Source organism: Bacillus sp. FJAT-45037, from assembly GCF_002797325.1.
Taxonomy (GTDB): Bacteria; Bacillota; Bacilli; order Bacillales; family Bacillaceae_D; genus Alkalihalophilus.
The window spans coordinates 2779852-2804871 of record NZ_KZ454938.1; the positions used below are offsets into that span (position 1 = coordinate 2779852).

Here is a 25020-nt window from a genome sequence, read left to right on the forward strand (position 1 = left end):
TTGTATTATATGATCGTTTCTCAGTTTTACATAGCTTTATAGATCTCAATAGATTACTAGATTGTTTTTGAGATTTGCTCACTTATAGTAGCAAACTTTTCCACGTTTCGACGGAATGTTACAAAACTGTAATCAAAGATAGGACTAAAAACATGAAGAATATGGGAGTTTATACTTAGGAGGAAGAGGGAATAGCGTGTTAAGTGAAGTATTTTCTAATATTCGGGTGTATTTGCGCGAATAATGGGAATTTTCGCGCGGAAGTCTGTGCGTTTCGCGCGGAAGTGTATCAAGTTTGCGCGAAAGCCTCTTTTTTGGCACGAAAAAGCCCCGAAGCAGCTGCTCCAGGGCCAAATTTTAACCTAAAACGACGTAACCTTTATCCTCAACGGCTATGGCCATCTTATTTTTATCCACTTTTGCTGGATCATATTCAACGGTTGCGGTTTTGTCATTCAAATGGACGTCAGCGTGGATGACACCGTCCAATTCCTCTAAGGCCGTCTTTACCGTTTCAAGGCAATTGCCGCAACTCATTTTTTCAATTTGAATCGTTAGCTCGCTCATGTTGGACCTCCTCACCGTTGTATTGCCAGTAATTCCTGCATTAATTCTTAGTATATCCAAGAAATAAATCTTCTATAAAGTGTCACAACTACTCTAAATGTTGATATGAAATGCCATCTATAATAAAGAGATGTTTAAAAAGGCGGTGTACGTGCATTGTTAGATTATACTATTCATCAACGAGATCGTAATTTGGAGGATGTTGTGTTGGTTCACGGTTTTGGTGGGACTTCGAAGATCTTCCGTTTACAAATGAAATCATATATGGAACACTTTAACGTGATCACGATTGAGTTACCTGGCCACGGCGAATCGCCTGACATCGATGCTTATGATGAGGCTTTTACTTGGAAGCTTGTAACAGATGAAGTCGAAAAAACATTGGACAAGATTGGCATAAAGAAAGCTCATTTTGTTGGAGTGTCTCTTGGAACGATTATTATTCATCAACTGATGCAGCAAGCGCCTGAGCGTGTAAAAAGCACGGTGATGGCAGGATGTGTAACAAAATTTACTTTTTCTGCAAAAATACTCTTGAATATAGGCAAACTAATTAAACCATTTACGCCTCACTTATGGATCTATAAGCTATTTGCTCAGATCATGATGCCTAAGGAAAATCATAAAAAATCACGTGACATTTTCATTCGTGAAGCCGTAAAGATGAAACGTAAAAATTTCATGGGGTACTACAATGCCGTTCAGAAAGTTGAAATGGCTTACGAATATGTGCAAGACTATGCGGCACACGTAAAAAAGCTTTATGTGTCTGGGAGTGAGGATCACTTTTTCATCGAGGCTTTAAAAGAAGATATCGAAAGCGACCCTAATGCCCAAATGGTGACGTTTGAGAAATGCGGTCACCTATGTAATATAGAAAGATCTCGTAATTTTAATGAAGTGTCAGTGAATTTCCTACTTGAGCAAGTCGAAAGAATCAGAAAGATTTCATAAAAAGCAGCAAGAAGATGGAGTGATACGACTATGAATATATTCTTAACCGGTTCGACAGGCTTTCTTGGTGGTCGTTTGATTAAAAACCTCGTCCATCAACAGCCAAATACGCTGTATGTTTTAGTTCGTGATCTCGAGAAGGGCGAGCAATTAAAGGCGACCTTTTCAAAAGAGGAACAAGAAAGCATTCATTTGCTAGTTGGTGATATTACCAAGGTGGATTGTGGATTGTCTCAGGCGGATGTATCGAAGCTCACTGGAGTCGTTGATGTGTTTTATCACTTGGCTGCTTTGGTGAAATTTGATCTGGATTTGCGCGATGATTTATTTGCGATCAATTATGACGGCACAAAGCATGCCCTAAATCTTGCACAACAAACTGGCGCGAAAAAGTTTCTTTATGTTAGTACGGCATACACAGTCGGCAAGCGCTCGGTTGGTGTTGAAGAGTTGTATGATCCTCAGGCTTCGTACAACAATCCGTATGAGGAAAGCAAAGTAAAGTCAGAACACCTCGTCTTCTCGTATGCCGATCAGATGGATGTTTCGATTTTACGCCCATCGATCATCGTTGGTGACTCCAAAACCGGTGAGGCCGATTCAATGTTTACATTGTACGGGTTCATGCGCGCGCTCGAAATTTTCCAGCGCAAAATCAATCGGAGCGAAGACGGACGAGTTGGGACGTATCGACTTGTAGCGAATAAAGAAGGAACGTCGAATCTAGTCCCTGTTGATTATGTGGCTGATATCTTAAGCTTAGCGGCAACGAGAGCCGAAGCGGGGAAAATTTATAATGTGACCAACCCTGTCGCACCGAAAAATATCGACCTTCTCAATATGTTGAAAAGCGCATTGAAATTCGACAATTTATCGGTCGTCGATGATGCGACCGACTACCACTTGTCTCCGATTGAAACGCGATTAAATACTATGGTCGACGTATTTAACGTCTACTTATCAGGTGCGATTCAATTTGAAGATAAAAATACGCAGGCGTTGATCGCCGGTTCATCGGTTAAGCATTTAGCAATGTCAGCTGAGACGGTGCAAATGATCATGAATGTATATATGAAGCAGCCAGTTAGATGAAGAGTGTCCTCCGCATATGTTGTGTGGAGGGTTTTTTGTGTGGGATTGCTGGACGTGGGGTCGGTACGGTCATTTGAATTTCCAGTTTTTTGCTGCATTTGCGCGGAAATCGAGTCAGTTCGCGCGAAAGTGTGATCGATTTGCGCGGAACAGTAACTTATTTGCGCGAAAACATGACCAATTCGCGCGGTAACGATTGAACAAGTCAAATCAACTAAAAAAAGCCGTTCTTCCTCTCGCATCGGTGCGGGGAAGGACGGCTCTTCTTTTTAAAAGTTGAACTTCTAGCTTGTTTTTGAAGTTATTCAGCTGTTTGAGCTGTTTTTCACTTCATTTTTATTTCGCTTAGATGTCTTGCGGCTTCGAAACTGTGATGTTGCTTATCACGATTGCCTGTAACGATAATTTCTTGTCCTAAATGACTCGGATTAGAGATCAGTCCGTATGACGAACGCTCTTTTCCTTTTAGGTCGACAAGAATCATCTTGCTACGGTCTGTTTCATCCGGCGAATCGGCCACAAGCAGGTTATGGTCATTGTAGAAGCCTTTACCAATAGCTACATGATTACGTGAACGTACATTTCCGACAACATAGCCTTTGAATGTGAACTCACCTTTAGCTGCAATTGCGTCGGCTATTGTGTGAAATTCCTCTTCTGGTTCTGGTGTTGGTTCTGGATCTACTGGTTCGATTGGTTCTGGATCTGGTGTTGGTTCTGGGTCTACTGGATCTACCGGTTCGACTGGTTCCGGTTGCTCTTCACTAATAATGAACTCGAAACCGGTTGGTCGTTGTAATCCTGATCGTGTAAAGTACGTTGTTAGATCTCCAGTAACCTCTATTTGCTTACCGAGATTTTCTGGATTGTCCGCTAGATTTAGTGCTGTGCGGATCGCGTTATTTGGAAGTTGGACAGGAAGCACTTTGCTCATTTCGCGCTCATTCGGGTCATCTGCTAGCATCAGATTTGTCGCTACAAAATTCCCTTCAAAGTTACCCGTCATTGTTCCTACTATAAATCCGCGTACTGTTGCAGTTCCTTCATTATTCGCGATCGCTTCAGCAACCGTTAAATAATCTTTTGGCACGTGTACCTCTTCATCAAACTCGACAACATCATCTACAAAACGAGGTTTCAGTTGTGGTGTTCCTCTGAATTGGCTGGAAGCACCTGTGACTGTCACAACATCGCCTTCATTGAATACAAATGTGTCATACGTAACGCCTGTGCGATTATCGATTCGTACAACTACTTTTTCTCCGTCTTTGACTGCATCGAATTCGACCGTTCCAAAGTTTTGTTCTCTAATGTTTTCAATCGTTACTCCTTGTAACTGGATCAGTTGACCTTCGTTTTCAGGACCTACTTGATTGGTTGTGACCACTTTAGCAGCTGGCACGTCTGTTGTTCCTATTTTTTCAAGGTTTGATAGATTGGTTACTTGAAGTTCTCCATTAAAGTCGCCAAGTGTTCCTTTAATCTTAACTTCGTCGCCCATTTCTACGTCATATGTGTTTTGGAAAACATAGATACCAGCTGTGTCATCTTGAAGATAGAAGCCTTTTTGGCCCCATGCGCCTGGTGTTGACGTCACAATGCCTTGTGTTTCGACAAGTGCGTCTTTATCAGCTGTGCGTACTTCTGCGATGCTAAGTTCTAACACTTCTGGATCTGTCACTTCCACCTCAGACGGATCTGGGTAGTTAGCAGGATCTGCATACGCGTATGCAGTTGGTGCTTGCATTCCTGGTGTTTGGAAATATGTTTCTAAGCTTCCTGTGATCGTTACAAATGTTCCTAAGTTATCAGGGTTGTTCACAAGATTAAGTCCGTTTCGAACAGCTGTACCGTTACCTAGTTGGACTGGTAGCATCTTGGCACGATCTGTTTCTTCTGGGTGATCTGCAAGTAACAAGTTAGATGGAGCATGTCCGTCTTCGCCTTGGATTACTTGATTTGAATTGATCGAACCGACGATGTATCCGCGCACCTCTTTTGTTCCGGTATTATTAGCAATAGCTTGTCCGACTGTGATCGTGTTATCGTTCGTATCTGGAATCTCAACTCCGTCAATACGGATACGATCGCCTTCGTTGTAGTCGACCGGGCTATCTTGATTTTGGATGTATTCAATCGTTGCTTTCCATACCGATGTTGCAGATGTATCAATGACACGGTCGCCTAAATTATAGAATCCACGTCCGTGCATGAAATCATTGTAAGCCACCGTATACGTTTGAGCCGGGTCTAGTTCTGAACCGTCTGCTAGTAAAATCGTTGCATCGTCAAACCCGCCACTACTTTTCGGGTATAACGTGTATTCGATACCTGATGCTTGGAGATCAACCATTCCGTGATGGTTCGATTGAGAAAGAATCACTTCTTTAATTCTCGCTCCTGTTGTTTCTACCTTCACTACTTGATTATCAAACTGATCAAGTGCTTCAATTTGCTTATCTGTGATTGATCCAGCAGGAATTTGTCCACCCACAGATGATCCGTTCAATAATGCGATATCACTGTCTGTCTTCGTGCGAATTGCATCTGTATAAAGATTTCCAATACCTACATCAGCTAACTCTTTATTTGCTGAGTATAAACCACGTTCTGTTGATCCAATCACGTCACCTGCAGCTGGAGCAGTAGGATCGACGCTGATCTGGATGCGCCCTTCAGTGCGATAATCAATGTCTTGACCGTTTGCTGTAAGCTTTTTAGCAAACTCGATCATTGCATCCGTCATTAGTGAACTTTCGGCTTCAAGCTCTACCGCATCTTCCGTATTAAAACGATAGCCACCGCCACCTGTTCCGATGTAATCCGGTACAGCTAGTTTAAATGTTTGATCTAAATCAAGAGGTGTTCCATCAGGATGTGTTAAATTCATTTCTACTAAATGGTTCGTTAGATTTGTAACAATCTCATAGTGAATGCCAGAGATTTGTAGATCGATTTGGTTTCGTCGGTTGTAGGAATGTGTTAAAACTTCTTTGATTTCATGACCTGTCATTTCAAAGATCATAATTTCATTTGCGAATGGTTCAACCGTATAAATGTCGCGTTTAGTAATGGGGCCGGTCGCAATGTTATCACGGATACCACCATTATTTGTGATCGCAGCATCGGCGTTCGTGTAATCACGAATGGCATCTGTCCAGAAGTTCCCTAGGGGAGCATCTTGGTTATAGCGGCCATTACGAGTTAGACCTGTTTGAGTAAAGCCAATTTCATTATTTAGCCATTGCATTTTATCTTCATAGTAATCGATGACATCTTGTACTTCTTGGTCAATGTCTGTTAATTGTGATACTCGTTGCAAAGAGCCATTTACATTGGTTACTTGTTTTGAATCTGGATCTAATGTCATGTGTACTTTTCCGACGTTATCAAGGTTCGCTCCTGCTTGAACGATCGGAGTACCGTTGACAACATCAGGTGTAATTAACGTTGTATGAGTATGTGCACCAATAATCAGGTCAAAATAATCGACATCTCGTGCCAATTGTTGAGCAGCCGGGTGACCGATATGTGTGAGGGCAATAACAACATCTGATTTTTCTTCTAAAATGTCTTTGTACTCACGAGCAACTTTTGCATAGTCACTTTCAAATTCTAACCCTACGATACCTGTAGGAGATGTAGAAGGTGGTGCTTCTGTGATCGCAAGCACACCCACTTTTACGCCATCAAGCTCAAAGATTTGGTAAGGTGCTGTTTGTTGAATAGGAATCGTGGAGTCGACCACTTTCATATTCGCCGCAAGCCACGGAAAGTTTGACTCTTCCATACGTTGTGCGAATGCTGCTTGACCGTAGTCAAACTCATGGTTACCAATAACCATCGCATCAACACCAACTAAATTCAATACTTCGATTAGTGGTTTGCCGTATTGTAAGTCAACAACAGGATCGCCGCTAAAAATGTCTCCTGCGTCTAAATACAAAGAACGATCGACTTTTGCTCTCTCACTTTTTATGTAAGCAGAAGCCTTTCCGAACCCTTGATACGAAGAGTGAATATCATTCGTGTAGAGGATGCTAAGCTCTAGCTCATTGTTGCTAGATTCAGCAGAAACACTAATAAGACCAGGGGCAAAAGAAGAAGTGATAATGAGAACACTTAAGAAGAGAATGATGCTTTTCTTTAATATAGTAAATTTAAAATTCAACGTTTTAACCTCCTAATAGTATGTTACAGCACGCGCCAAACGGTCGAAGCAACCTCACCTCCTGAATTTCAACTGACTTATTTCTACCTTGTAATCTTAGCAGTAAAATTAGTTTTTTTTACTAAATTGAATGTAAAAGTTTGGTTAATAGATTGTTAATATGAATATTTACAATTTTTAATCTATCTATCGGCGCGTGACTATAGTCTTAATTAAGAGAGTGTAGATGAATATCAGTTTATGTCGAATGGATTTTTCGTATGAAGTTTTACTAAACAGGACTATAGTAGTTACTTGCGAGAAGTGACTGAATTTGTTTTAGTTACCATTTTTTTGCTGCGTTTGCGCGGAAACCGAGCTAGTTTGCGCGAAAGTATGATAGATTCGCGCGGAACCGCAACGTATTCGCGCGAAAACACCACCATTTCGCGCGGTAACGATTCTTCTTCTTAGAATCGAGGTCATCTTTCGTCTAATTTTTGTATCATTTCTGCTAATTGATCAACATCTAGTTCATATGTCGTTCGTTTTCCGTATCCTTTATTGTCTACATGAAGGTTTTTCAGTATTCTCCGTGCTAAATCTTTGTCTATTTGTAAAAAATGTCGAGTTGCTTTGTTTGTGATCATCGTTTGAATGAGGTGGGCATAGTCAATGAGGCTCTCGAGATGAGCGCTTCGCGAACGGTAATAACAGTGGGAACAGACCCATTTTCCATGAAGTCGGGTCATAGGGATGGCGTGGCAAGATGGGCAGTGCACACCTTTAATCAAATCACTCTCTGTAAGTTGATAATAGTCAAATGGATCAAAGGAGGCTGGCGTATGTTTTTTGGTGAGGAGACGGGTTAATTTCCGAATTGTTTTCTGGCATAACAGAGGGGTACGGTGGGTTTTGGTGAAGTGCTCGATCCGGTTTGTGAGGTTGGTGTCGCGTGTGATAAAGGTGCGAATGTGGCGAGCGGACTCTGAGAAAGTAATGCGGCTTGAGGAATTGGCGACGACGACCAGTGTCTCAATTGGGACTTCGGGATAGTTGTGCTGCGCGAGAAAGGTGCGGAGTTGTTTCGCTTGGTGCTTTACTTGAGTAATCGGGTCGGGGAAAATGTCCTCCGCATCAGCGGTCTGGCGGATCAACTGTTGAAATTCCGGCTCAAACGTTAGAGTGCCAAACAGATTCTTTACTTCAACCAGCAGGATGTAGGTTGGTGTGAGGATGAGCGTGTCGATTTGAAAAAAGTACTCCCCACTTTTGAGCCTGAGATCATGAAGAATGGTGTACTCCTTTTTCGGCAAAAAGCTTAAATGGTAGTCAAGAGCCACTTCTCCTTTGTATCCGGCCTTTCGTTTAGCTACATCTGCTTCAATCTGCGTTCTTTTCGTATGATGCGAAGAGATTCTGCGCATCATAGCTTCTAATTTTGAGATCGTGACGGGGTACGTTCGTGGTTTAGCGATCATAAGGTCCTCCTTACATCGGTTTTCAAGTCATCATTCGAGATTGTTCGTCGATTTTCCTTCGCTCCTGTTCACTTTCGCGCAACTTTTTTGTCGATTCGAGCGAAATGATTAGGTTTCCGCGCGAGATACTTCTCTTTTCGCGCGAACCTACGTCATTTTCGCGCAAATGCAGTAAAATAATGGAAAATCAATCCCAACCTTCTCTACTCCCCATACAACCGACTCTCTAAATCTCCTCGCACAAAACCGAGCCGACCGTCTTCACAGTCTTTCAACAACTGTTCTTTTCGGAGCTTAGTGAGTGTACGATTTATCGTTTCGCGCGTTGTTCCGATCATTTTTGCTAGCTGCTGATTCGTGTAGGCAGATAGGATCATCGTGACGCCGCTCGGCAGCTCGCGACCGTTTGTATCTCCTAAGCGGATGAGTAACTTAATAATTTGTTCGTACGTATTATTGACGATTTGTGCTTCGAGACGGTCTTGGAGGTCGACAATTTTTGCGCCTAATACGTTGAACACTTGGATGCATAACTCTGGGTTGTTTCGTAACACTTGCTCAAATCCTCGAATCGGAATCACAACTAGTTCCGCTTGCTCGAGCGCTTGTGAGTAGGCGGGGTATGAACCTTTTCGGAAGAACCCAACATGAGGAAACATCTCACCCTCTTTTAAAATCGCCACAATTTGCTCGCGTCCGCGGTGATCCATCTTATAAATCTTGATGCGGCCACTATAAATGAAATAAACGTTCTCGATCGGCTCGCCTTGCATGAAAATATGATTATTTTTTGTCCACTGGCGATTGATCGATATCTCAACGATTTGATTTAGCGCCTGCTCATCAATCTTTTTAAATAAAGGAAAATGAGTTAACAGTTCTTTGATGGTCGCTGGATTCAACATGCGAATTCCTCCTTCATAAATTAGTCACATCATTAGTGATGTAGATCACACCCCTAAATTCTTCCCCTCTTTATACTAATAAGTGTATAAATCACATAGGCAAAGGGGAGAGTTTTATGTTATCAAAAGAAACCATTTCCATTATAAAGTCTACTGTTCCGGTATTGGAAGTTCACGGTGTGACGATCACGAGTCGTTTTTATCAGAGGTTGTTTGAGAAGCACCCTGAGTTGTTAAATATGTTTAACCATGCAAATCAAAAGAAAGGTCGCCAGCAAACGGCATTAGCAAACTCGATTCTCGCTGCTGCGGTGCATATTGATCAGCTCGAGTCCATACTACCTGTCGTCAAGCAAATCGGTCATAAACATCGCAGTTTAGGCGTGAAGCCGGAGCATTATCCGATTGTCGGCGAGACGTTGCTTGAGGCGATTAAAGAGGTGCTTGGAGAGGCGGCAACCGATGAGATTTTACAAGCATGGGGTGAGGCGTACGGCGTGATCGCTGATGTGTGTATCGGTGTCGAGAATGAAATGTATAAAGAAGCGGCCTCACAAGTTGGCGGTTGGTCTGACTTTAAAGAATTTGTCGTAGCAAAAAAAGTGAGGGAGAGTGATGTCATTACCTCGTTTTATTTACAACCTTGGGACGGAGGAACGATCGCCGATTACCAAGCCGGCCAATATATTACGATTAAAATACAACCTGAAGGCCATGAACACACGCATCTTCGTCAATACAGCTTATCTGATGCCCCGGGAAATGATTACTACCGGATTAGTGTTAAACGCGAAGTAGATGGGGTTGTTTCCAATCAACTTCATGACCAATATAAAGTCGGTGACAAAGTAGAAGTGAGCGCCCCAGCTGGAGACTTTGTGCTAGATACGACGCAAACCGAGCCAGTTGTGCTCATTAGCGGAGGGGTTGGCGTCACACCGATGATGAGCATGCTTAAGACGATTGTACGAGAGCAACCTGAACGTGAGGTGATCTTCATTCATGCCGCGCAAAACGGTTCAGTGCAAGCATTTAGAAAAGACGTCGAGGAAATCGCAGCAACTTCTGCTCATGTTCGTAATTATTTTTGTTACGCGGAGCCGACAAAAGCTGACATCAACCTTGGTGCGTTTCATTATGATGGGCTAATTGAGCTTGATTGGCTGCGTGACGTGTTGGAAAATATCGATTCTGACGCTGACTATTATTTCTGTGGACCTGTTCCTTTCATGAAAGTGATTAATCAGTATCTAAAAAAGCTCGGTGTTGAAGCGGAGCGTATCTATTATGAGTTTTTCGGCCCCGCAGGTAATTTGACAGCCGAATTAGAGGATGAAATTACGACGAAATCTTGATGAGAGGCGTTTCCGCGCATATAAGGTAAGAAATCGCGCAAAATGATTCGGTTTCCGCGCGAGACTCTCCTCTTTTCGCGCGAATCAACGCCATTTCCGCGCAAATGCAGCAAATATATGGAAATAACTCACCTCTAGACATCTCTAACAAAAAGAAGACACCAAACTAACTTGGTGTCTTCTTCTTGTAAATGTACCTCGCCGACTCGAGGATGGGAGGGTATGACTGAAGTCTGTTGAAAAAAATCTTTTCTCCAGTTCATTCAGGACATAAGTCGGCAATCTGTTGATCACGCAACAGATTGGGTTCTAATCGGTCGAGGTGAGGAAGGAAAAAGAGTGGGATTACCAAGGAGTTGGTCATCCGTGAATATTAAAGCAATATCCTATTCGACAATACCTACTTTTTTCCTGCAAAAAAAATAAGAAATATTGCTCTTTTTTGTTAGAAAAAGTGATATTGTTTATATTTTTGTCACATTTTCAAATGAATACCAAACGTTCGTTCTCATTCCTAGGATGAATTCTATTCTACTGTAAGATCAAGCTTTAATTGATCCCCTTGTACAACTTGAATATTGACGATTTTTTCTTCGTGAGTGGCCTTTATTTCCTCAGCAAATTTCTCTGCCAACTGCTCGATTCTGTCTTCTTCGACAGATTCTTCTACCATCAATGAACCGACAGCCGTATCACCGTCGATAAATACCTGTGCCCCGCGCACGCCTTCTTCTTGCTCAATCCCTGCTGTCATTGATGTGCCGTGCTCAACATACTCCGTGCTATCTACTTCCTCGACTCTTGGCTCTTCTTCCGTAGCTATTTCTTCAGTTTCAGAATCAGAACAGCCTGCTAGAATCAAGCCTCCTGCAACGATTGCTATCCATAATTTCTTCATGTCTAAACGACCTCCTGTGATTGCTCTTTCTATTTTACTATACATTTTCTTGTTACGTTAGAGGGAAAAGTTAAATCGGATTGTTTGTAACTATCAAAAGATATATAAATAAATCCTAATAAATATGGATTTAATTAGGAGTTTCCTTTAGAATAGGTAATAACTACTAAAATTAGTTAGGGTGATATATATGAAAAAAGACCATTTATTACTAGAAATAGAAGAAAAACGTCAAGAAATGTATACATCAGCCCTACAATTTGGAATTGAATCTAAAAAAGTGCTTTCGTGTAGCGAAGAGCTCGATTCCCTCATTGCGATGTATCAACAACTAAAGAAACGTACGTCAGTACATTAAAATAACCCCCTCACCTAAAAGGCGAGAGGGTTATTTTTTATTTAAGAATTAACATTGAATAATAAAAAATTATTCAGCGTCTTCTTCTTCCATGTCCATTTCTTCATCCATGTCATCGTCCATTGCTGGCTCTTCTTCCATGTCGTCTTCATACATGTCATCGTCCATTGCTGGCTCTTCTTCTACTGGAGCTTCATCCATTGCTGGATCTTCTACTGGCTCACCTTCCATTGGCTCGTCTGCAGGCTCTCCACATGCTGCTAATACACTTAAAGATAATACAGCTGCTGCTGTTGTCATCATAAACTTTTTCATTGATAGTACCCCCTAGTTATTTATATGACTAACTTAAATTGGTTTGTGAGTACGTGACTCATCATGCCTTGCTGTTAGTCTGTGTACATCCTACCAAGGTTATTCATCAACGTCTATGGACTTCGGGTATTTTTGGTAATATCTAGATATCTTCACAAGGTCTCACATAATTGACCATAAATGCGTCGCAAGCTAAAAGTGACGAAAACCCACTCGCAGCAACAGGTTCACCGGTTTAACCCCATTCCAACTTTCTACCTTACCAACCTTCTCACCTTTTAAGCATTTTTCAAGGCAAACATAATATCTGTCTCGACAGCGACTTCTCCGTTAACGGTTGCGATGGCATGTCCTTTGCCAATTGGACCTTTTAGGCGAGTGATTTCGACTTCAAGCTTTAATTGATCACCTGGAACAACTTGGCGCTTGAACCTACAGTTATCAATGCCAGCAAAAAAGGCAAGCTTGCCGCGGTTTTCTTCTTTCTTTAACATCGCAACGGCTCCGACTTGTGCGAGAGCTTCGATAATTAAGACACCAGGCATGACGGGGTAGTCTGGAAAGTGTCCATTAAAATATTCTTCGTTTGCTGTGACGTTTTTTATTCCAACAGCACGCTCTCCTTCCGTGATCTCCTCAATGCGGTCGATGAGAAGAAATGGGTAGCGATGCGGGATAATTTCTTTGATTTCTTGAATGGTTAATTGGCTCATGGGTAATCTTCCTTTCAGTGGTTTGTTTTGGTTGATTTTATTATAGCATAAGGGGAGTTTCAGTGTGTCGCGGGCGTTATAGAAGCGAATTTGGTGCGAGGGGAAGATTACCCGATGAGCAGGTTATTACGCGCGTTTGATTGGATTTTGCCGTGTTAGGACGACATTTAGGTTATAGGTCGAGCCGTTGTATGTGCCTGTTTGAGCTGCGTTAATCCTATCGATGATTCGTTTCGTGGTGAATCGTGAAGAAAGATGGAGGAACTGTCTGAGCTCTTTATTCGTGATCGTCTCATTTATGAGTAGGCCGTAATCTCGAATGGCTGTCATATGGGCTTGATGTGAAATGAATCCGCATTGAGGGCATTGCCATCGTCCATGTAAGCGAGTCATTGGATAGGAGCTGCATGAGGGGCAGGAGACACCTGTCGTAAGATCCTCCGAGTCAATCTTATATTGATCCAAAATGGTTCGTGTATCTGGTGTGTGGTGATCGATGAACCATTGTTTAAGAATTTGGCATTGATGAGCAGATAATTGGCGTTTTTCGTAGTGATGCTGGAGAGTTTCAATGTACGGGGAAACCTCTGAGATTAAGATGCTTTGATCACAATGGTCTTGTTTTGTATTGGCAACAAGGATCGTTGTCATTGGAATGTGCGAGAGATGAAGCTGCTTTAGCCATTTTTTGAGTAACGTTTCTCGAAACAAAAAGAACAGTCGCGATTGATCGGCTTGTTGATTTTTCAGATCAATCAGAAGAAGGAATTGGCTTGAAATCATTAGCGTATCAATGTGGAAAGCTTGGTTATCTATAGTTAGGTCGATGTTATGAAGAACATGGCAGCGAGTGCTTACAAAGGGGGTTAATATGCGCGAAAGTTGGCGCCATGTTTTATGTTTTGATTGAAGTATTCTATAATCGGCCTCTACTTTTGACCGCTTCGGATGATTAATTGGAAGCCGGTTTTTAAGCGCTTCTAACCTTTCTATAGTGTAGGGGATGTTGCGGGGAATTGAACACATGAGGGTACCTCCTAAGGGATGGATGTTAGCCTAGGTAGACTACGGTGTAAGACTTTCGACAGCATTTTTGCGATTCCTTTTGTTTTTTAAAGTTTTTTTGGGCTTTTCGTCGTGAATGTGCGAATGATGACAAAAAAAGCCACCAAGTATGATGACTTGATGGTTATTCGTTTCCTTGCATGATATCTAGAATGTGGTACCAAGTCTCTGTCTTCAGAGCATCTTTAGGGTCTCCGTCTCCAATAACCCCGTATCCCATAATGATTCCAAGTAGAAGACTTCCACCGACAAGAACGGTCACAACGATGAGGCGAAGCCAAATCGGAATGAGTCGAATACGCTCTTTCTTCGCTCGTTTTTTACGGAGGCCAAAACGCGTTTTTTTCGGCACCTCTTCCTCGCTTGCAGCTATTTCAATTGTCTGCTCGTCAGAAGTTGCGACTGGTTCAGTTGAGGTAGGTTGTCTCTCTTGGTTTGTCATTTTCTTCTCCTCGTTTGCACGTTAGCGGCGGATTCCGTTTACGAGTCCGTTCATCTCATCTGCCATTGAAATGGCACGTGCATTGAATTGATAATGTCGTTGGGTATTCATTAACTCGCTCATTTCTTTCGCGATATCAACATTTGATCCTTCAATTGCTGATTGGATTAACCTTCCTTCATTTCCCGGTACTTGCTCAAATACGTCCTCGTCCACTAAACCGAGAGCAGCAAGGTCGTCAGGGAAACGGAAATTCGTGTCACCTAACGCTTCAAGAACTTGTGGCTTCAGGACTCGAATTAAATTAATTTGGCCGAGTTCCTCAGTTGTACCATCGTTCAAGGTCGCTTGAAGATCTCCATTTGAAGATAACGTCAGATCTGTGAAGTTCATCGGTAAGCTAAATCGCTGCCCATTGCCATCTAACAAATAGTTTCCACTTGAATTCACAATCGTTAAAGATTGTGGATTTGCAGGGTCCTCACTTAAGTAGAACGCACCATCTCGTGTTAAGTATGACGTTTCCACTCCACCTTCAGTCGTACCAATCTCAAAAAAATGGTCCCGCTCAGCAATCGCGAAGTCGAGCTGTCGACCGGTTTCAATAATCGACCCTTGATCAAGCCTAATCGCCGTCTGAGCAATCTTTGCCCCTGCACCGACTCGAATGCCATTTGGTGTCATCCGCCCAGTTTCGTACCTTGTGTCCGTTTGATTGTTGACTTGTCGGAACAAAAGGTCTGAGAATGTCGATTCGCGTCTCTTGTACCCTGTGGTATTGGTGTTTGAGATATTATGAGCTAATGTATCTAATTTCTTTTGCAATTGTCCCATCGTAACAGAAGCTGAAATCATTGATAAATTCATCAGACATTCCCCCTTTTTCGCTTATCCAATTCGTCCGACTTCATTTACCGCTTTGTCTAAACTTTGATCATAGGCTTGGAGGATACGTTGATTGGCTTCAAATGAACGATAGGCATTCATCATCTCCGTCATCGTTTGCGATGCATCAACATTTGAACGTTCAATGAATCCTTGCTTAAGTTGATAGTTAATCTGATCGTTTCCAATTGCTGTTGGCAAGTCTCCCTCTTCTGTAAAGCGCAACAAACCATCGCCCTCTTTAACTAAAAGCATAGGATCATCAGCATAAGCAACGTTCAATTGTCCTAGAAGCGCGCCTTCAGCCGATGTCATCATCCCATCTTGATCGATCGTGAAGTTCTCATTTCCGACTTGCAAAGCGCCACCATCTGTTCCGAGTACATAATGACCTTCTGATGTCGTTAAGAACCCTTGTCCATCGACGGTAAAGTTGCCGTTTCTTGAATAGTGAACCTCCGCACCTTCTCCTGCTTGAACGGTATAAAATAACGCACCAGGTCTTCCTGATTCGGTCTCAGGTAGAATCCCTTGTAACAGAGCAATGTCTGTGCTATTGCCGGTTTCATTGATATCGCCTTGACGGAAGTTTGGCATACGTTCTTGCAAGTAAACGCCTGTTGAGAGTTCACCGATATATGGCGCAGATGCACCTGGATGTGTATTAGTATCCATTGCTTTTAAGAGCATGTTAGGAAATGCGCGCATGGATGCTTGGTCGGCTTTGTAGCCTGGAGTGTTCGCATTGGCTAGGTTATTGGTCAGCATTTCTTGACGCTGCTGCTGGGCAATCATCCCTGCTGCTGCGCCGTACAATCCTCTAAGCATCGTGTTCCTCCTCTAATAATCTATTCCTATGAAAACATGTGGTAAGGGAATATCCCTCTACCACATGTATCGGTTGATCTATACGTAAATTAAATCTTTATTTTTTTTTGGATTTTATTGAGGTTCTCAAGCAAAATGCCTGTTCCTCTGGCAACACAGTGCATTGGCTCGTCCGCGACGAGTACAGGTAACTTCAACTCTTCTGCAAGAAGTTGGTCAATGCCGTGAAGCAATGCGCCTCCACCCGTTAAAATGACACCGCGGTCAATAATGTCCGCTGATAGCTCGGGAGGTGTTTGCTCTAGCACTTGTTTGGCAGCTTGTACAATATAGGAAACTGATTCAAGTAACGCCTCTTCTATTTCCTTTGAGTGTACCGTAATTGTCTTAGGAAGTCCACTGACCATATCGCGTCCGCGAATGTCCATTTCCTCTTGACGCCCGCCTGGAAATACTGTTGCGACTTGCATCTTAATGGCCTCAGCTGTACGTTCTCCAATAAGAAGTTTATACCTCTTTTTGATGTAATTTAAGATGTCAGAATCGAATCTGTCACCAGCTACTTTGATGGAAGAGGCGGTGACGATATCACCCATTGAAAGAACAGCAACATCCGTTGTTCCACCGCCTATGTCTACGACCATGTTCCCGCTCGGTTGGAAGATATCCATTCCAGCTCCAATTGCAGCAACTTTCGGTTCCTCTTCCAAATACACATTTTTCCCGCCACTTTTCTCAGCTGCTTCACGGATCGCCTTCTGCTCGACAGAAGTGATATTCGTTGGGCAACAAATAAGGATGCGTGGCTTTGAAAACATGCTTTTGACATTAATCTTGTCAAGAAAATGCTTGAGCATCGATTCTGTCATTTCAAAGTTCGCGATGACGCCGTCTTTCATCGGGCGCATGGCAACAATATTTCCTGGTGTGCGTCCAACCATACGGAACGCTTCTTCTCCGACAGCAAGCACTCGTTTTGATTGCGTATCAACTGCTACAACAGAAGGTTCATCTAATACAATTCCACTACCTTTAACATAAATCAAGACGTTCGCCGTACCTAGATCAATTCCAATATCTCTACCAAACATGATTCTTTTTCCTCCCTGTTTATCCGAACATGATCGTATCTACTGATTACGATATACCTAATTGTAAATTTTATCATAGTTTGCTCGAACAGGGATAATATTTGTAAAAATTATTGTCGAGTTTTTACAATTTGTTGCACGGGTTCTTCTTGATTCTTTTTGTATTTCACTTTTGTTGCTTCTCCGCCACGCAAGTGACGAATCGACTTGTGGTATTCTAATATTTCTTTGACTTCATTTGCGAGCTCTGGGTTGATTTCTGGCAAGCGTTCCGTTAAGTCTTTATGAACGGTACTTTTTGATACGCCGAACTCCTTTGCAATGGTTCGCACCGTTTTCCTGGTCTCGACGATATACTTACCAATCTTGATCGTTCGCTCTTTGATGTAATCGTGCACACGTCTCGCCTCCCTAAATCTGTGTTGGTGATTGGTACAGTTTATTAGAGAGAATAGGGAGATATACCACATTTTCAACGGGACGAGGCCAATTTTCAGACTTTTTTTGCATATTTGGGGAATTGAGTTGGAAAGTTGATAAGCGGAAGAGTACATCTGGGTTGGAAAGGTTCTACCCATTCCACCCTTTTCAACTTTCCACCCTTAAAACACCACACCCTTCGTAGAAGAGCTTCCGATCTCTAATAGATCGGCTAGTGTGGTCTTTCCTCGATCTTCTAAGTGCCGCATTAACTCACAGAATAAATGAGCGGTCGTTAAGGCATCACCGAGTGCTTGATGCCGTTCATAAATGAGGGTGCCAAATTGAAGGGCATAGACTTCAAGATCGCGCATATCCCTTGATGGGTTTAAATAGCCAATAAAGTCGAGCGTGTCGACAAATAAAGGTGGCTCGAAGGCATATTCATTTCGATGCAACTCCTTTTTCACAACCAACATATCGAAGCTGACGTAATGACCGACCCATAGATTGCATCCGGTCGCTTCATTAAATTGAAAGAAACGATTCAAAGCCTCTAGGGACTTCGGTGCTTGTTCGACCATTTCCGGGGAAATATTCGTTAAGTCGGTGATTTTTGTAGGAATGTCGCGTTCTGGATTGACGTACGTTTGAAATGTTTGTTCTTGCACTTCAAGATTCGACACACTGACTGCAGCAATTTCAATCATTCGGTCCGATCTATTAATGGCAAAACCCGTTGTCTCGGTATCAAAGACAGTGAATGTCAGATCTCGAATCGATGTATTCAACGGAATGTCTGATTGCAAACTATAATCTAGCTTCTGTTTCTTCCAAAACACCATCTCTCTCTCCCCCTTCTTTCCTTAGTACATTCCAAAGGCTCCGAGTGCTTGGTGTTGCAAGCTTCGAATCGTCTTCAAGGCAATGATGAGCTCTTCTTTGTCTTTCGTTCGTAAATGAGCAAAATACACTTTGCTCGTGCGCTCTGAGTCTGACTTATAACTTGACCATGCTTGATCGACGCGAATGGATAAAACGACCTCATAGGCAAAACGAATCTCATCAGCCACTCTCTCTTCAAAGACACCTTTGTCCGTCAGCTTATCGAGTCGTTCGAGCGGGGTTCCGACATAGATGCCGTGATGAGCAGATAATAGTTGTAAGCAATGATGTAGTGGAAATAAGGCATGCATCTTCAGATCAATGGATTCCCGCTTCATCCGGAATAACGCTCGGATCGGGTGATCGAGTGTCGGCACAGGCGAATCTTTTTCTTGTTCTGCCATTCGGTACAAGAAAATTTTCGATTTTGTCAGCTTTTCGTCTACTAATTGCACGAATTCATCATGTAATTGTGCGTCCCCGTATAGTTGACGGTAGGATAAGAAATTATGTCCGAGAAGGATGTTGTCGTTGGTCGCCCGTAAGCTCCATGTTCGAAGTCTCTCCTCCCATGTTCTCATTGAGCCGCGCCAATTTTTCTCGCTCGCCATCATCAGGCCTTGGCAGCGCTTGTAGCCTGCTTGTTCAAGGTGTTGGACAATCTCACGACCTAGCTCAGCAAAATAGCCCTCAACTTCTTCTCGCTTCTCTTCTGCACAATTAGCGTATACGAGAAAATGATCTTGGTCCGTTAACATAAATTGTTCTGCTCGCCCTCCACTGCCCATCATGTACCAGCTAAACGCAACAGGTGGAACGCCTAATCCGCGGGTCTCTAGCGCACGAACGGCGAGCTCCACCGCATGGCGCACGAGGCGGTCGTAAAGTTTGGTGATAACTTTTAATAGGTGAGTGGTTGGGATGCGGTCTTGGATTAAGTTGCTTAGCACTTCATAGATCGCGGGCTTCATTTTCTCAATCGTTTCAAAGGTTGATTCTTCAATGGTATGGAGGATTTCCATTGTTCCTCGGTTTTTTTTACGTAGTAAATCAGATAAAGTGATCATTCCGACGACGCGCCCACGTCTCATGACGGGTAAGTGCTTAATCCCGTTCATTAGAAAACTTGACATTGCTTCATAATAATAGGCATCATCGGCGATAATAAATGGGTTGGCGGTCATCACTTCTTTTGCGACGGTCCCTGGCCCTCCTCCTTTTGCGACGACTCGGGATACGAGATCTTTTTCTGTAATAATGCCAATAAGCTGATCACCATCATTGACAACGACAACGGAGCTTGTTTTTTTATCGACCATCGTCATTGCGACATCCTGAATGTCCTCGTCTTGGTCGACAATGACGACTGGGTCACTCATAAGATCTTGGATGCGACGGATAAACGGCTCACTTTCGCCAAAATGACTCGCTTGTTTTACTTGCTCGGCGAGGGATTGATAAATATCGCGTAGGCGAATAGAAGCTTGTTTTAGCATAAAATCACGCACGTTGCCATCGTGCATGCGAGCTTCGATAACGGGATAGGGAATGTGAAGACAAGTGGCCGCTTCGACCGCTCGGACTTCGACTGCATATTGTTCGGGATTTTCACTTTGTTCTCCTAAAAAATCAGCTAAGCTAGAGAACCCGATCATGTCCCCTTGTTGAAGAACTTCTAATACCTCTGGTTGGTCTTCATGACTGACAAAAACCTCTGCCATCCCTTTAAGGATGAGCAGAAGGCCTTCGCGAGGTGTTTTTGAATAGAGGACTTTCGCTGATTTGTCGTAGTGCTTGAATTGGCACGTTTCTAACAGCCCCCGCAATTCATCGGCTGTGGTGCCGATGAATAACGGATGAGCCTCGATTTGTTGTAGATATTGATTATCGACCTGATGATTCATCCATCCATACCTCTCCGTCTTTGTAAGACATTTGTTCAGGGTAGCGAAGATCAACGACTTCATCTTGTAGCTTTTGCGACGGAGCTGCCGTCATTTTCGATACAAGAATCGTGACGATAAAGTTAATTGGAACCCCGATTATGCCTGCACCTGTATCTTGGATGCCAAAGATGGTGATGCCATTGCGTGCTAGGAGAATGTACGTTAATGTGACCGATAAACCGACAAGCATACCGGCAATTGCCCCTTTTGCATTCGCTCGTTTCCACCATACTCCGAGTAAGAGGACTGGGAAGAAGGTTCCGCCAGCAAGCGCAAATGCCCAGGCAACAATTTGAGTAATAACGCCTGGTGGGTTGAGTGCTACGACACCCGCTACAATTGTTGCGAGAATAATGGCCCAACGCCCTGCGGCTAAACGCTTCTTATCACTAGCGCCAGGGTTGACCAAACGATAGTAAATATCATGAGCAAATGAAGATGAGATTGTAATTAATAATCCACCGGCTGTTGATAAGGCTGCAGCCATCGCACCAGCGGCAACAAGGCCAATAACGAAGACCCCGAGATTGGCGATTTCTGGTGTCGCCATGACGACAATGTCATTGGAGATAATGATTTCTTCCCATTGTAAGATTCCGTCGCCATTTTGATCGGCTACTTGTAACAATCCCGTGTTAACCCATGTTGTCGTCCATGCAGGTAACTCATCGATCGGTTGCCCTGCTACACGTGTCATTAAAATGAAGCGAGAAAAGGCTGCATAAGCGGGTGCTGATAAGTAAAGTAGTGCGATAAAGACAAGCGCCCATGCCCCGCTCCAACGTGCTGCTTTCATTGTTGTCACTGTGTAGAAGCGGACGATAACGTGAGGTAGAGCCGCTGTACCAACCATTAATGTAAACATAAGCGCAATAAATTGAGATTTGTCACTTTCGGCAAATGGAGCGAAATACTCAGAGACACCAAGCTCTCGGTCAAGTTCACCTAGTTGTGTGACAATGTTTCCATATGTAAGCCATGGTAAAGGATTTGCTGTCACTTGAAGAGACATGAAAACAATCGGAATGATATAGGCAATAATTAAAATGATGTACTGGGCCACTTGAGTCCATGTGATCCCCTTCATTCCACCAAGTGACGCATAGATGGCAATAACGACAACCCCAATCATCGTGCCGTACATCGCTGGAATATTTAAGATACGTCCAATAACAACCCCGGAACCAGCTAATTGTCCAATGATGTAGGTGAAACTAATGATAATCGTCGCAATCGCTGCGATCAGTCGGGCTGCATTACTATCAAAACGGTCACCGATAAATTCTGGAACTGTATAGCGACCATATTTACGAAGCTGTGGTGCTAGTAAGAATGTTAAGAATAAGTAACCGCCAGTCCAACCCATGATATAAGCAAGACCGTCATAGCCAAGGATCATGACCGTACCAGCCATACCAATAAAGGAGGCAGCACTCATCCAGTCTCCACCAATCGCCATCCCGTTCCAAAATGGTGGAACGCCTCGACTTGCTACGTAGAAATCAGACGTTACTTTCGCGCGGTTATAAACCGAAATTCCAATATAAAGACCAAATGTCGCTAGAATCATCACTAAGGATACAATCGTTTGTTGATCCATGTTTTCTCCCCCTCATTTTCTATATTTGTGAAGATAAACTCTGTAGGAAACACTCCCTAATGATCTAACACTTTCCCCGCACTAGCTCTTACATTTTCCTCTTCGTTAATACCGAATTTCTTATCAATCCGATCACTGATGATTGCGTTACCAAATAAAAGCAGAACAAAGGTTACTACCGCTCCTTGCGCGCCCATATAGTAGTTGGCTGGCATCCCCATAATGTTGAAGTTGACAAAAAACTCTGCAAACGCTACGACTCCAAACGAGACGAGCCCCCCAATAACTAAGCAAATAATGACCAATGTTGTTCTAGCCCGAAAATACGCATCCGCAACTTTTTTATCAATTTTTTTCAAACGTGTCGCCTCCCTTTTTTAATTCGTGTGAGTAAACATGTTTCAGATCATTTCTTGCTGTTCATGGATGGGCATCGCCTCCTTATCAGATGAGTTTGTTTACGCGTGGTGTGAGAGTTTCTGCTTATGTGGTGTCATGAAGTGATGGCAATTTGTGCAGTGTCTAGGAGGTGTTTTCTTTTTAGCAACTCGTAGGTTCATCCACGCAACAATGGGGATACTAGCTAGAAAGATTGGATGAACAACGAAAGTTAAGATCAATGCGGTGAGTAATGGTAAAGCACTAAGAAGAAAGAAATATTGACCTAGTTGAATAGGTTTAAGCGTTTCTTGATGACATTTTGGGCATTGGAATAGGGGCTCGGTCATTGTTTTTGTTTGCTTTTTCATGCCCTACTACCTCAGTTCAAAAATAAAGCGCACGGTATCGAAAAATCCTAACGGCACCATCGCTATTTGAATGACAAAATAGACAAGGATGGCTGCAAACGGGACCGATAGCATTAAAGGCTTTTTCATTTTAAAAGCAAAAATGATCGACAATACGGTAATTGCAAGAAACACATACAGCATACTAGCCCTCCTTTAATTCTGTTCATTGTATTCAACTTACATTTGATTCAGACCGGTTAGTCAGTCTTATTTACAGTAGTACAGATGAACCAGGTAATATGTAAGCGTTATCATAGTTGTCGTTAGGAACGAGGAACACCTGCTGTGGTTTTCCACGTTGTTCCATAACAGTCTTAACATAGGTAGTATTATTTCAAATATTCAGAATTAAGTCAAGCTGTTAAATGATAAATAATGGCACTTTTTTGTTTGGGTGTCGGAGGTCAGAGTTTCGCGATTGGGTTTCGCGCAACTTTTTTTGGTTTCCGCGCGAACTACTAGGCTCAGTTCCGCGCTTATCGTGCTAGCTTTCGCGCAAACTGAACGGATTTTCGCGCAAACTCTTCAATAATATGGAAATACACATCAAAAAACGACCCTCGCAGCAGCGAGAGTCGTCATCTTTATTCATTTATCCGATTGTGTTTGCTTCTTCGCCTGATTCACCAGCACCGTCTTCTTCATCTGGTGCGTCTGTTTCATCTTCGTCTCCAAGTGCATCAGCATCTTCATCTGCTGGCTCAGTGCCTTCAGCTGGTGCTTCTTCTTCTGAGCTAGCTGTTTCTTGTTGCTTTTTCACCGCATCACCGATTGAGTCAATTGGTTGCTCGAAGACATCGTTGGGATTAACAGCCACTCCGTCTTGTTGGATCGCAAAGTGAACATGTACGCCTGCTTCTTGATTGTATAAGTTACGGGCTGCTTGTCCGATGATGTCGCCTTGTTTAACGACTTCACCTTCTTCTAATTCCACACCTTCTAAACTATGATAGTGTGTCACGATTCCATTGTCATGACTAATTTCAACGACATATCCTAGAAGGGCATCTTTTTCTGATTTAACAACGGTTCCACTTAGAGCCGCAACTACATCAAAGTTTGCATTTTCAACGTGACCGTAATCAATTCCTTTATTTTGACGGTATTCGTTGTTGTAATAAACAAGAGCTTGTTCTTTTTCTTCTGCAGTTGCTTGTTCATCGAAATAATGAACGACGATTTCAATACCTTCTTCTTCAGCTACGGGTTTCTTGATCATTTCATTGGCTGCTGTTACTTCGACGGCATCTTCACCATACATATCTTGTCCAGTAGGGTCGACTACTTCTACACCTTCATTTGGTGCAGTTGATTCATCTTCACCTTGAAAGAATAGGACGGCACTTAATACTCCAGCGGCTGCGACTAGATAAACAGCAGGGATAATCCAACGCTTTTTTAGAAAGCTTTGTAGATCAAATGCTTTTTCCTCAGTTTTAGAAGAGCGTTTGTTTTCTTCTTCTCTCATTTCTCATCACCTCAGCAACCAGTCTGAGCCGATTCATGAAATTATATACATTTATAATAAAATATTTTTTAGATTAGTTTTCGACAAAATTGATTTTGTTATGTATAGATAATGAAAAAAGATGCGTGTATATCGCTCAATATAGAATAGAGGACTAGATAATAGCCCTCTTCTTGAAGATTAATCACAACAACTTCTATTGTATTTGCAGGGTTTACTTCTATTAACACAATCTCTTATCAAAACATCTAAGCCTGCAAATGAAATGCTTAATGTTTCACCGTCAGCAATGTACCGAGCTGTAAAGGTCGCTGTGCCGTTGCTGCTAACTTCGATTCTAAATGGCAAAGTAAGAATGGTTGTAATAGGGATCAAGGGAATGACTAGCCCTAGTGAGTTATTAATCACTAAATTAGCTAACCCTTCTACGACCGCCGTCCCAGTTTCTTCACAGCATTTCACTTTGAATGTACCTGGGATCGAAGCGGCAGTAACCGTCGTAAACCCCACTGTAAATTCATTTTGAAGAACAACAAAGACATTGCTATTTTCGGGATTACATTTTGGACAAATATCTATATCAATCGTTTGGATATCGACATCAGCCGGTACAACATCTGCTCCTGGATAGGTTACTGCGGTAACTGTTGTTGTATCGTTAGAGCGAATTCGAATTGAACAATCACATGTCTTTTGTTTTGTCTTATTATATGAGCGGTCAACCGACTTAGCTGCATAAGATCTTTCGAAATCCCCACCTGACATTGATGAAAATAATGACATTTCATACACTCCTTCATTTATTTTTTAT

24 protein-coding genes are annotated in these 25020 nt (G+C 42.7%); 4 read left to right on the plus strand and 20 right to left on the minus strand.

Translation table 11 applies throughout. The annotated features are described in order from the left end of the window. Positions 1-357 precede the first annotated feature (357 nt). Positions 358-567: a heavy-metal-associated domain-containing protein gene (locus CDZ88_RS14075; protein ID WP_100374146.1), complete on the minus strand. Its 210-nt coding sequence runs from the start codon at positions 565-567 to the stop codon at positions 358-360. A gap of 156 nt (positions 568-723) precedes the next feature. Here CDZ88_RS14075 and CDZ88_RS14080 point away from each other — a divergent pair, with 156 nt between their 5' ends. Then, positions 724-1521 (plus strand): alpha/beta fold hydrolase, encoded by a 798-nt coding sequence (locus CDZ88_RS14080; RefSeq protein ID WP_100374147.1) that lies wholly within the window; start codon positions 724-726, stop codon positions 1519-1521. Positions 1522-1551: 30 nt separating this feature from the next. Further along, positions 1552-2613 (plus strand): SDR family oxidoreductase, encoded by a 1062-nt coding sequence (locus CDZ88_RS14085; RefSeq protein ID WP_100374148.1) that lies wholly within the window; start codon positions 1552-1554, stop codon positions 2611-2613. A 325-nt stretch (positions 2614-2938) separates the two neighbouring features. Here CDZ88_RS14085 and CDZ88_RS17665 read toward each other — a convergent pair whose 3' ends face one another. From CDZ88_RS17665 to CDZ88_RS14105, 3 genes are all read right to left on the minus strand, one after another. Further along, entirely contained in the window at positions 2939-6784 is a 3846-nt protein-coding gene (locus tag CDZ88_RS17665; protein ID WP_232718652.1) for a DUF6359 domain-containing protein, read from the minus strand. A 461-nt stretch (positions 6785-7245) separates the two neighbouring features. Continuing rightward, positions 7246-8244: a nuclease-related domain-containing protein gene (locus tag CDZ88_RS14100; protein WP_100374149.1), complete on the minus strand. Its 999-nt coding sequence runs from the start codon at positions 8242-8244 to the stop codon at positions 7246-7248. Positions 8245-8447: 203 nt separating this feature from the next. Beyond that, positions 8448-9149 (minus strand): Crp/Fnr family transcriptional regulator, encoded by a 702-nt coding sequence (locus tag CDZ88_RS14105; RefSeq protein WP_100374150.1) that lies wholly within the window; start codon positions 9147-9149, stop codon positions 8448-8450. A 116-nt stretch (positions 9150-9265) separates the two neighbouring features. On the opposite strand from CDZ88_RS14105, the gene hmpA reads away from it, so the two are divergent. Continuing rightward, complete coding sequence (gene hmpA, locus CDZ88_RS14110; protein ID WP_100374151.1) at positions 9266-10504, plus strand: NO-inducible flavohemoprotein; 1239 nt, start codon at positions 9266-9268, stop codon at positions 10502-10504. A gap of 526 nt (positions 10505-11030) precedes the next feature. Here the strand turns inward: hmpA and CDZ88_RS14115 are convergent. Beyond that, complete coding sequence (locus CDZ88_RS14115; protein ID WP_100374152.1) at positions 11031-11402, minus strand: hypothetical protein; 372 nt, start codon at positions 11400-11402, stop codon at positions 11031-11033. Positions 11403-11592: 190 nt separating this feature from the next. On the opposite strand from CDZ88_RS14115, the gene CDZ88_RS14120 reads away from it, so the two are divergent. Continuing rightward, positions 11593-11760 (plus strand): aspartyl-phosphate phosphatase Spo0E family protein, encoded by a 168-nt coding sequence (locus CDZ88_RS14120; RefSeq protein ID WP_100374153.1) that lies wholly within the window; start codon positions 11593-11595, stop codon positions 11758-11760. Positions 11761-11829: 69 nt separating this feature from the next. Here the strand turns inward: CDZ88_RS14120 and CDZ88_RS14125 are convergent, their stop codons facing one another. The 15 genes from CDZ88_RS14125 to CDZ88_RS14195 all read right to left on the minus strand — a co-directional run bounded on the left by CDZ88_RS14125 (position 11830) and on the right by CDZ88_RS14195 (position 24992). Further along, the gene (locus CDZ88_RS14125) at positions 11830-12075 is read right to left on the minus strand and encodes a DNA primase (protein ID WP_100374154.1); all 246 of its coding nucleotides are present in this window, start codon (positions 12073-12075) and stop codon (positions 11830-11832) included. 278 nt (positions 12076-12353) lie between these two features. After that, a complete protein-coding gene (gene fabZ, locus CDZ88_RS14130) occupies positions 12354-12788 on the minus strand; it encodes a 3-hydroxyacyl-ACP dehydratase FabZ (protein WP_100374155.1) in 435 nt (144 codons plus the stop codon). A 126-nt stretch (positions 12789-12914) separates the two neighbouring features. Beyond that, positions 12915-13814 carry an NERD domain-containing protein gene (locus tag CDZ88_RS14135; protein WP_100374156.1) on the minus strand — a complete coding sequence of 300 codons (900 nt, stop codon included), beginning with the start codon at positions 13812-13814 and terminating at the stop codon, positions 12915-12917. Positions 13815-13977: 163 nt separating this feature from the next. Next, positions 13978-14295: a DNA-directed RNA polymerase subunit beta gene (locus tag CDZ88_RS14140; RefSeq protein WP_100374157.1), complete on the minus strand. Its 318-nt coding sequence runs from the start codon at positions 14293-14295 to the stop codon at positions 13978-13980. Positions 14296-14316: 21 nt separating this feature from the next. Next, entirely contained in the window at positions 14317-15162 is an 846-nt protein-coding gene (locus CDZ88_RS14145) for a flagellar hook-basal body protein (RefSeq protein WP_100374158.1), read from the minus strand. Positions 15163-15183: 21 nt separating this feature from the next. Continuing rightward, positions 15184-16008: a flagellar hook-basal body protein gene (locus CDZ88_RS14150; protein ID WP_100374159.1), complete on the minus strand. Its 825-nt coding sequence runs from the start codon at positions 16006-16008 to the stop codon at positions 15184-15186. A gap of 89 nt (positions 16009-16097) precedes the next feature. Further along, entirely contained in the window at positions 16098-17099 is a 1002-nt protein-coding gene (locus CDZ88_RS14155; RefSeq protein ID WP_100374160.1) for a rod shape-determining protein, read from the minus strand. Between the two features lie 110 nt (positions 17100-17209). After that, positions 17210-17497, minus strand: a complete 288-nt coding sequence (spoIIID, locus tag CDZ88_RS14160; RefSeq protein WP_100374161.1) for a sporulation transcriptional regulator SpoIIID — start codon at positions 17495-17497, stop codon at positions 17210-17212. Positions 17498-17701: 204 nt separating this feature from the next. Next, positions 17702-18364 (minus strand): 3'-5' exonuclease, encoded by a 663-nt coding sequence (locus CDZ88_RS14165; protein WP_100374162.1) that lies wholly within the window; start codon positions 18362-18364, stop codon positions 17702-17704. Between the two features lie 21 nt (positions 18365-18385). Then, positions 18386-20308 carry a DUF294 nucleotidyltransferase-like domain-containing protein gene (locus tag CDZ88_RS14170; RefSeq protein WP_100374163.1) on the minus strand — a complete coding sequence of 641 codons (1923 nt, stop codon included), beginning with the start codon at positions 20306-20308 and terminating at the stop codon, positions 18386-18388. Further along, the gene (locus tag CDZ88_RS14175) at positions 20289-21950 is read right to left on the minus strand and encodes a sodium:solute symporter family protein (protein ID WP_100374164.1); all 1662 of its coding nucleotides are present in this window, start codon (positions 21948-21950) and stop codon (positions 20289-20291) included. Before CDZ88_RS14175 ends, CDZ88_RS14170 begins: the two co-directional genes overlap by 20 nt. A 56-nt stretch (positions 21951-22006) precedes the next feature. Continuing rightward, a complete protein-coding gene (locus CDZ88_RS14180; RefSeq protein ID WP_100374165.1) occupies positions 22007-22309 on the minus strand; it encodes a DUF4212 domain-containing protein in 303 nt (100 codons plus the stop codon). A 396-nt stretch (positions 22310-22705) separates the two neighbouring features. Next, entirely contained in the window at positions 22706-22882 is a 177-nt protein-coding gene (locus CDZ88_RS17670; RefSeq protein WP_198507868.1) for a hypothetical protein, read from the minus strand. A 451-nt stretch (positions 22883-23333) separates the two neighbouring features. Next, on the minus strand, positions 23334-24209 hold the full coding sequence (locus CDZ88_RS14190; RefSeq protein ID WP_100374167.1) for a M23 family metallopeptidase: 876 nt from the start codon (positions 24207-24209) through the stop codon (positions 23334-23336). A 180-nt stretch (positions 24210-24389) separates the two neighbouring features. Next, on the minus strand, positions 24390-24992 hold the full coding sequence (locus CDZ88_RS14195; protein WP_100374168.1) for a hypothetical protein: 603 nt from the start codon (positions 24990-24992) through the stop codon (positions 24390-24392). Positions 24993-25020: the final 28 nt, after the last annotated feature.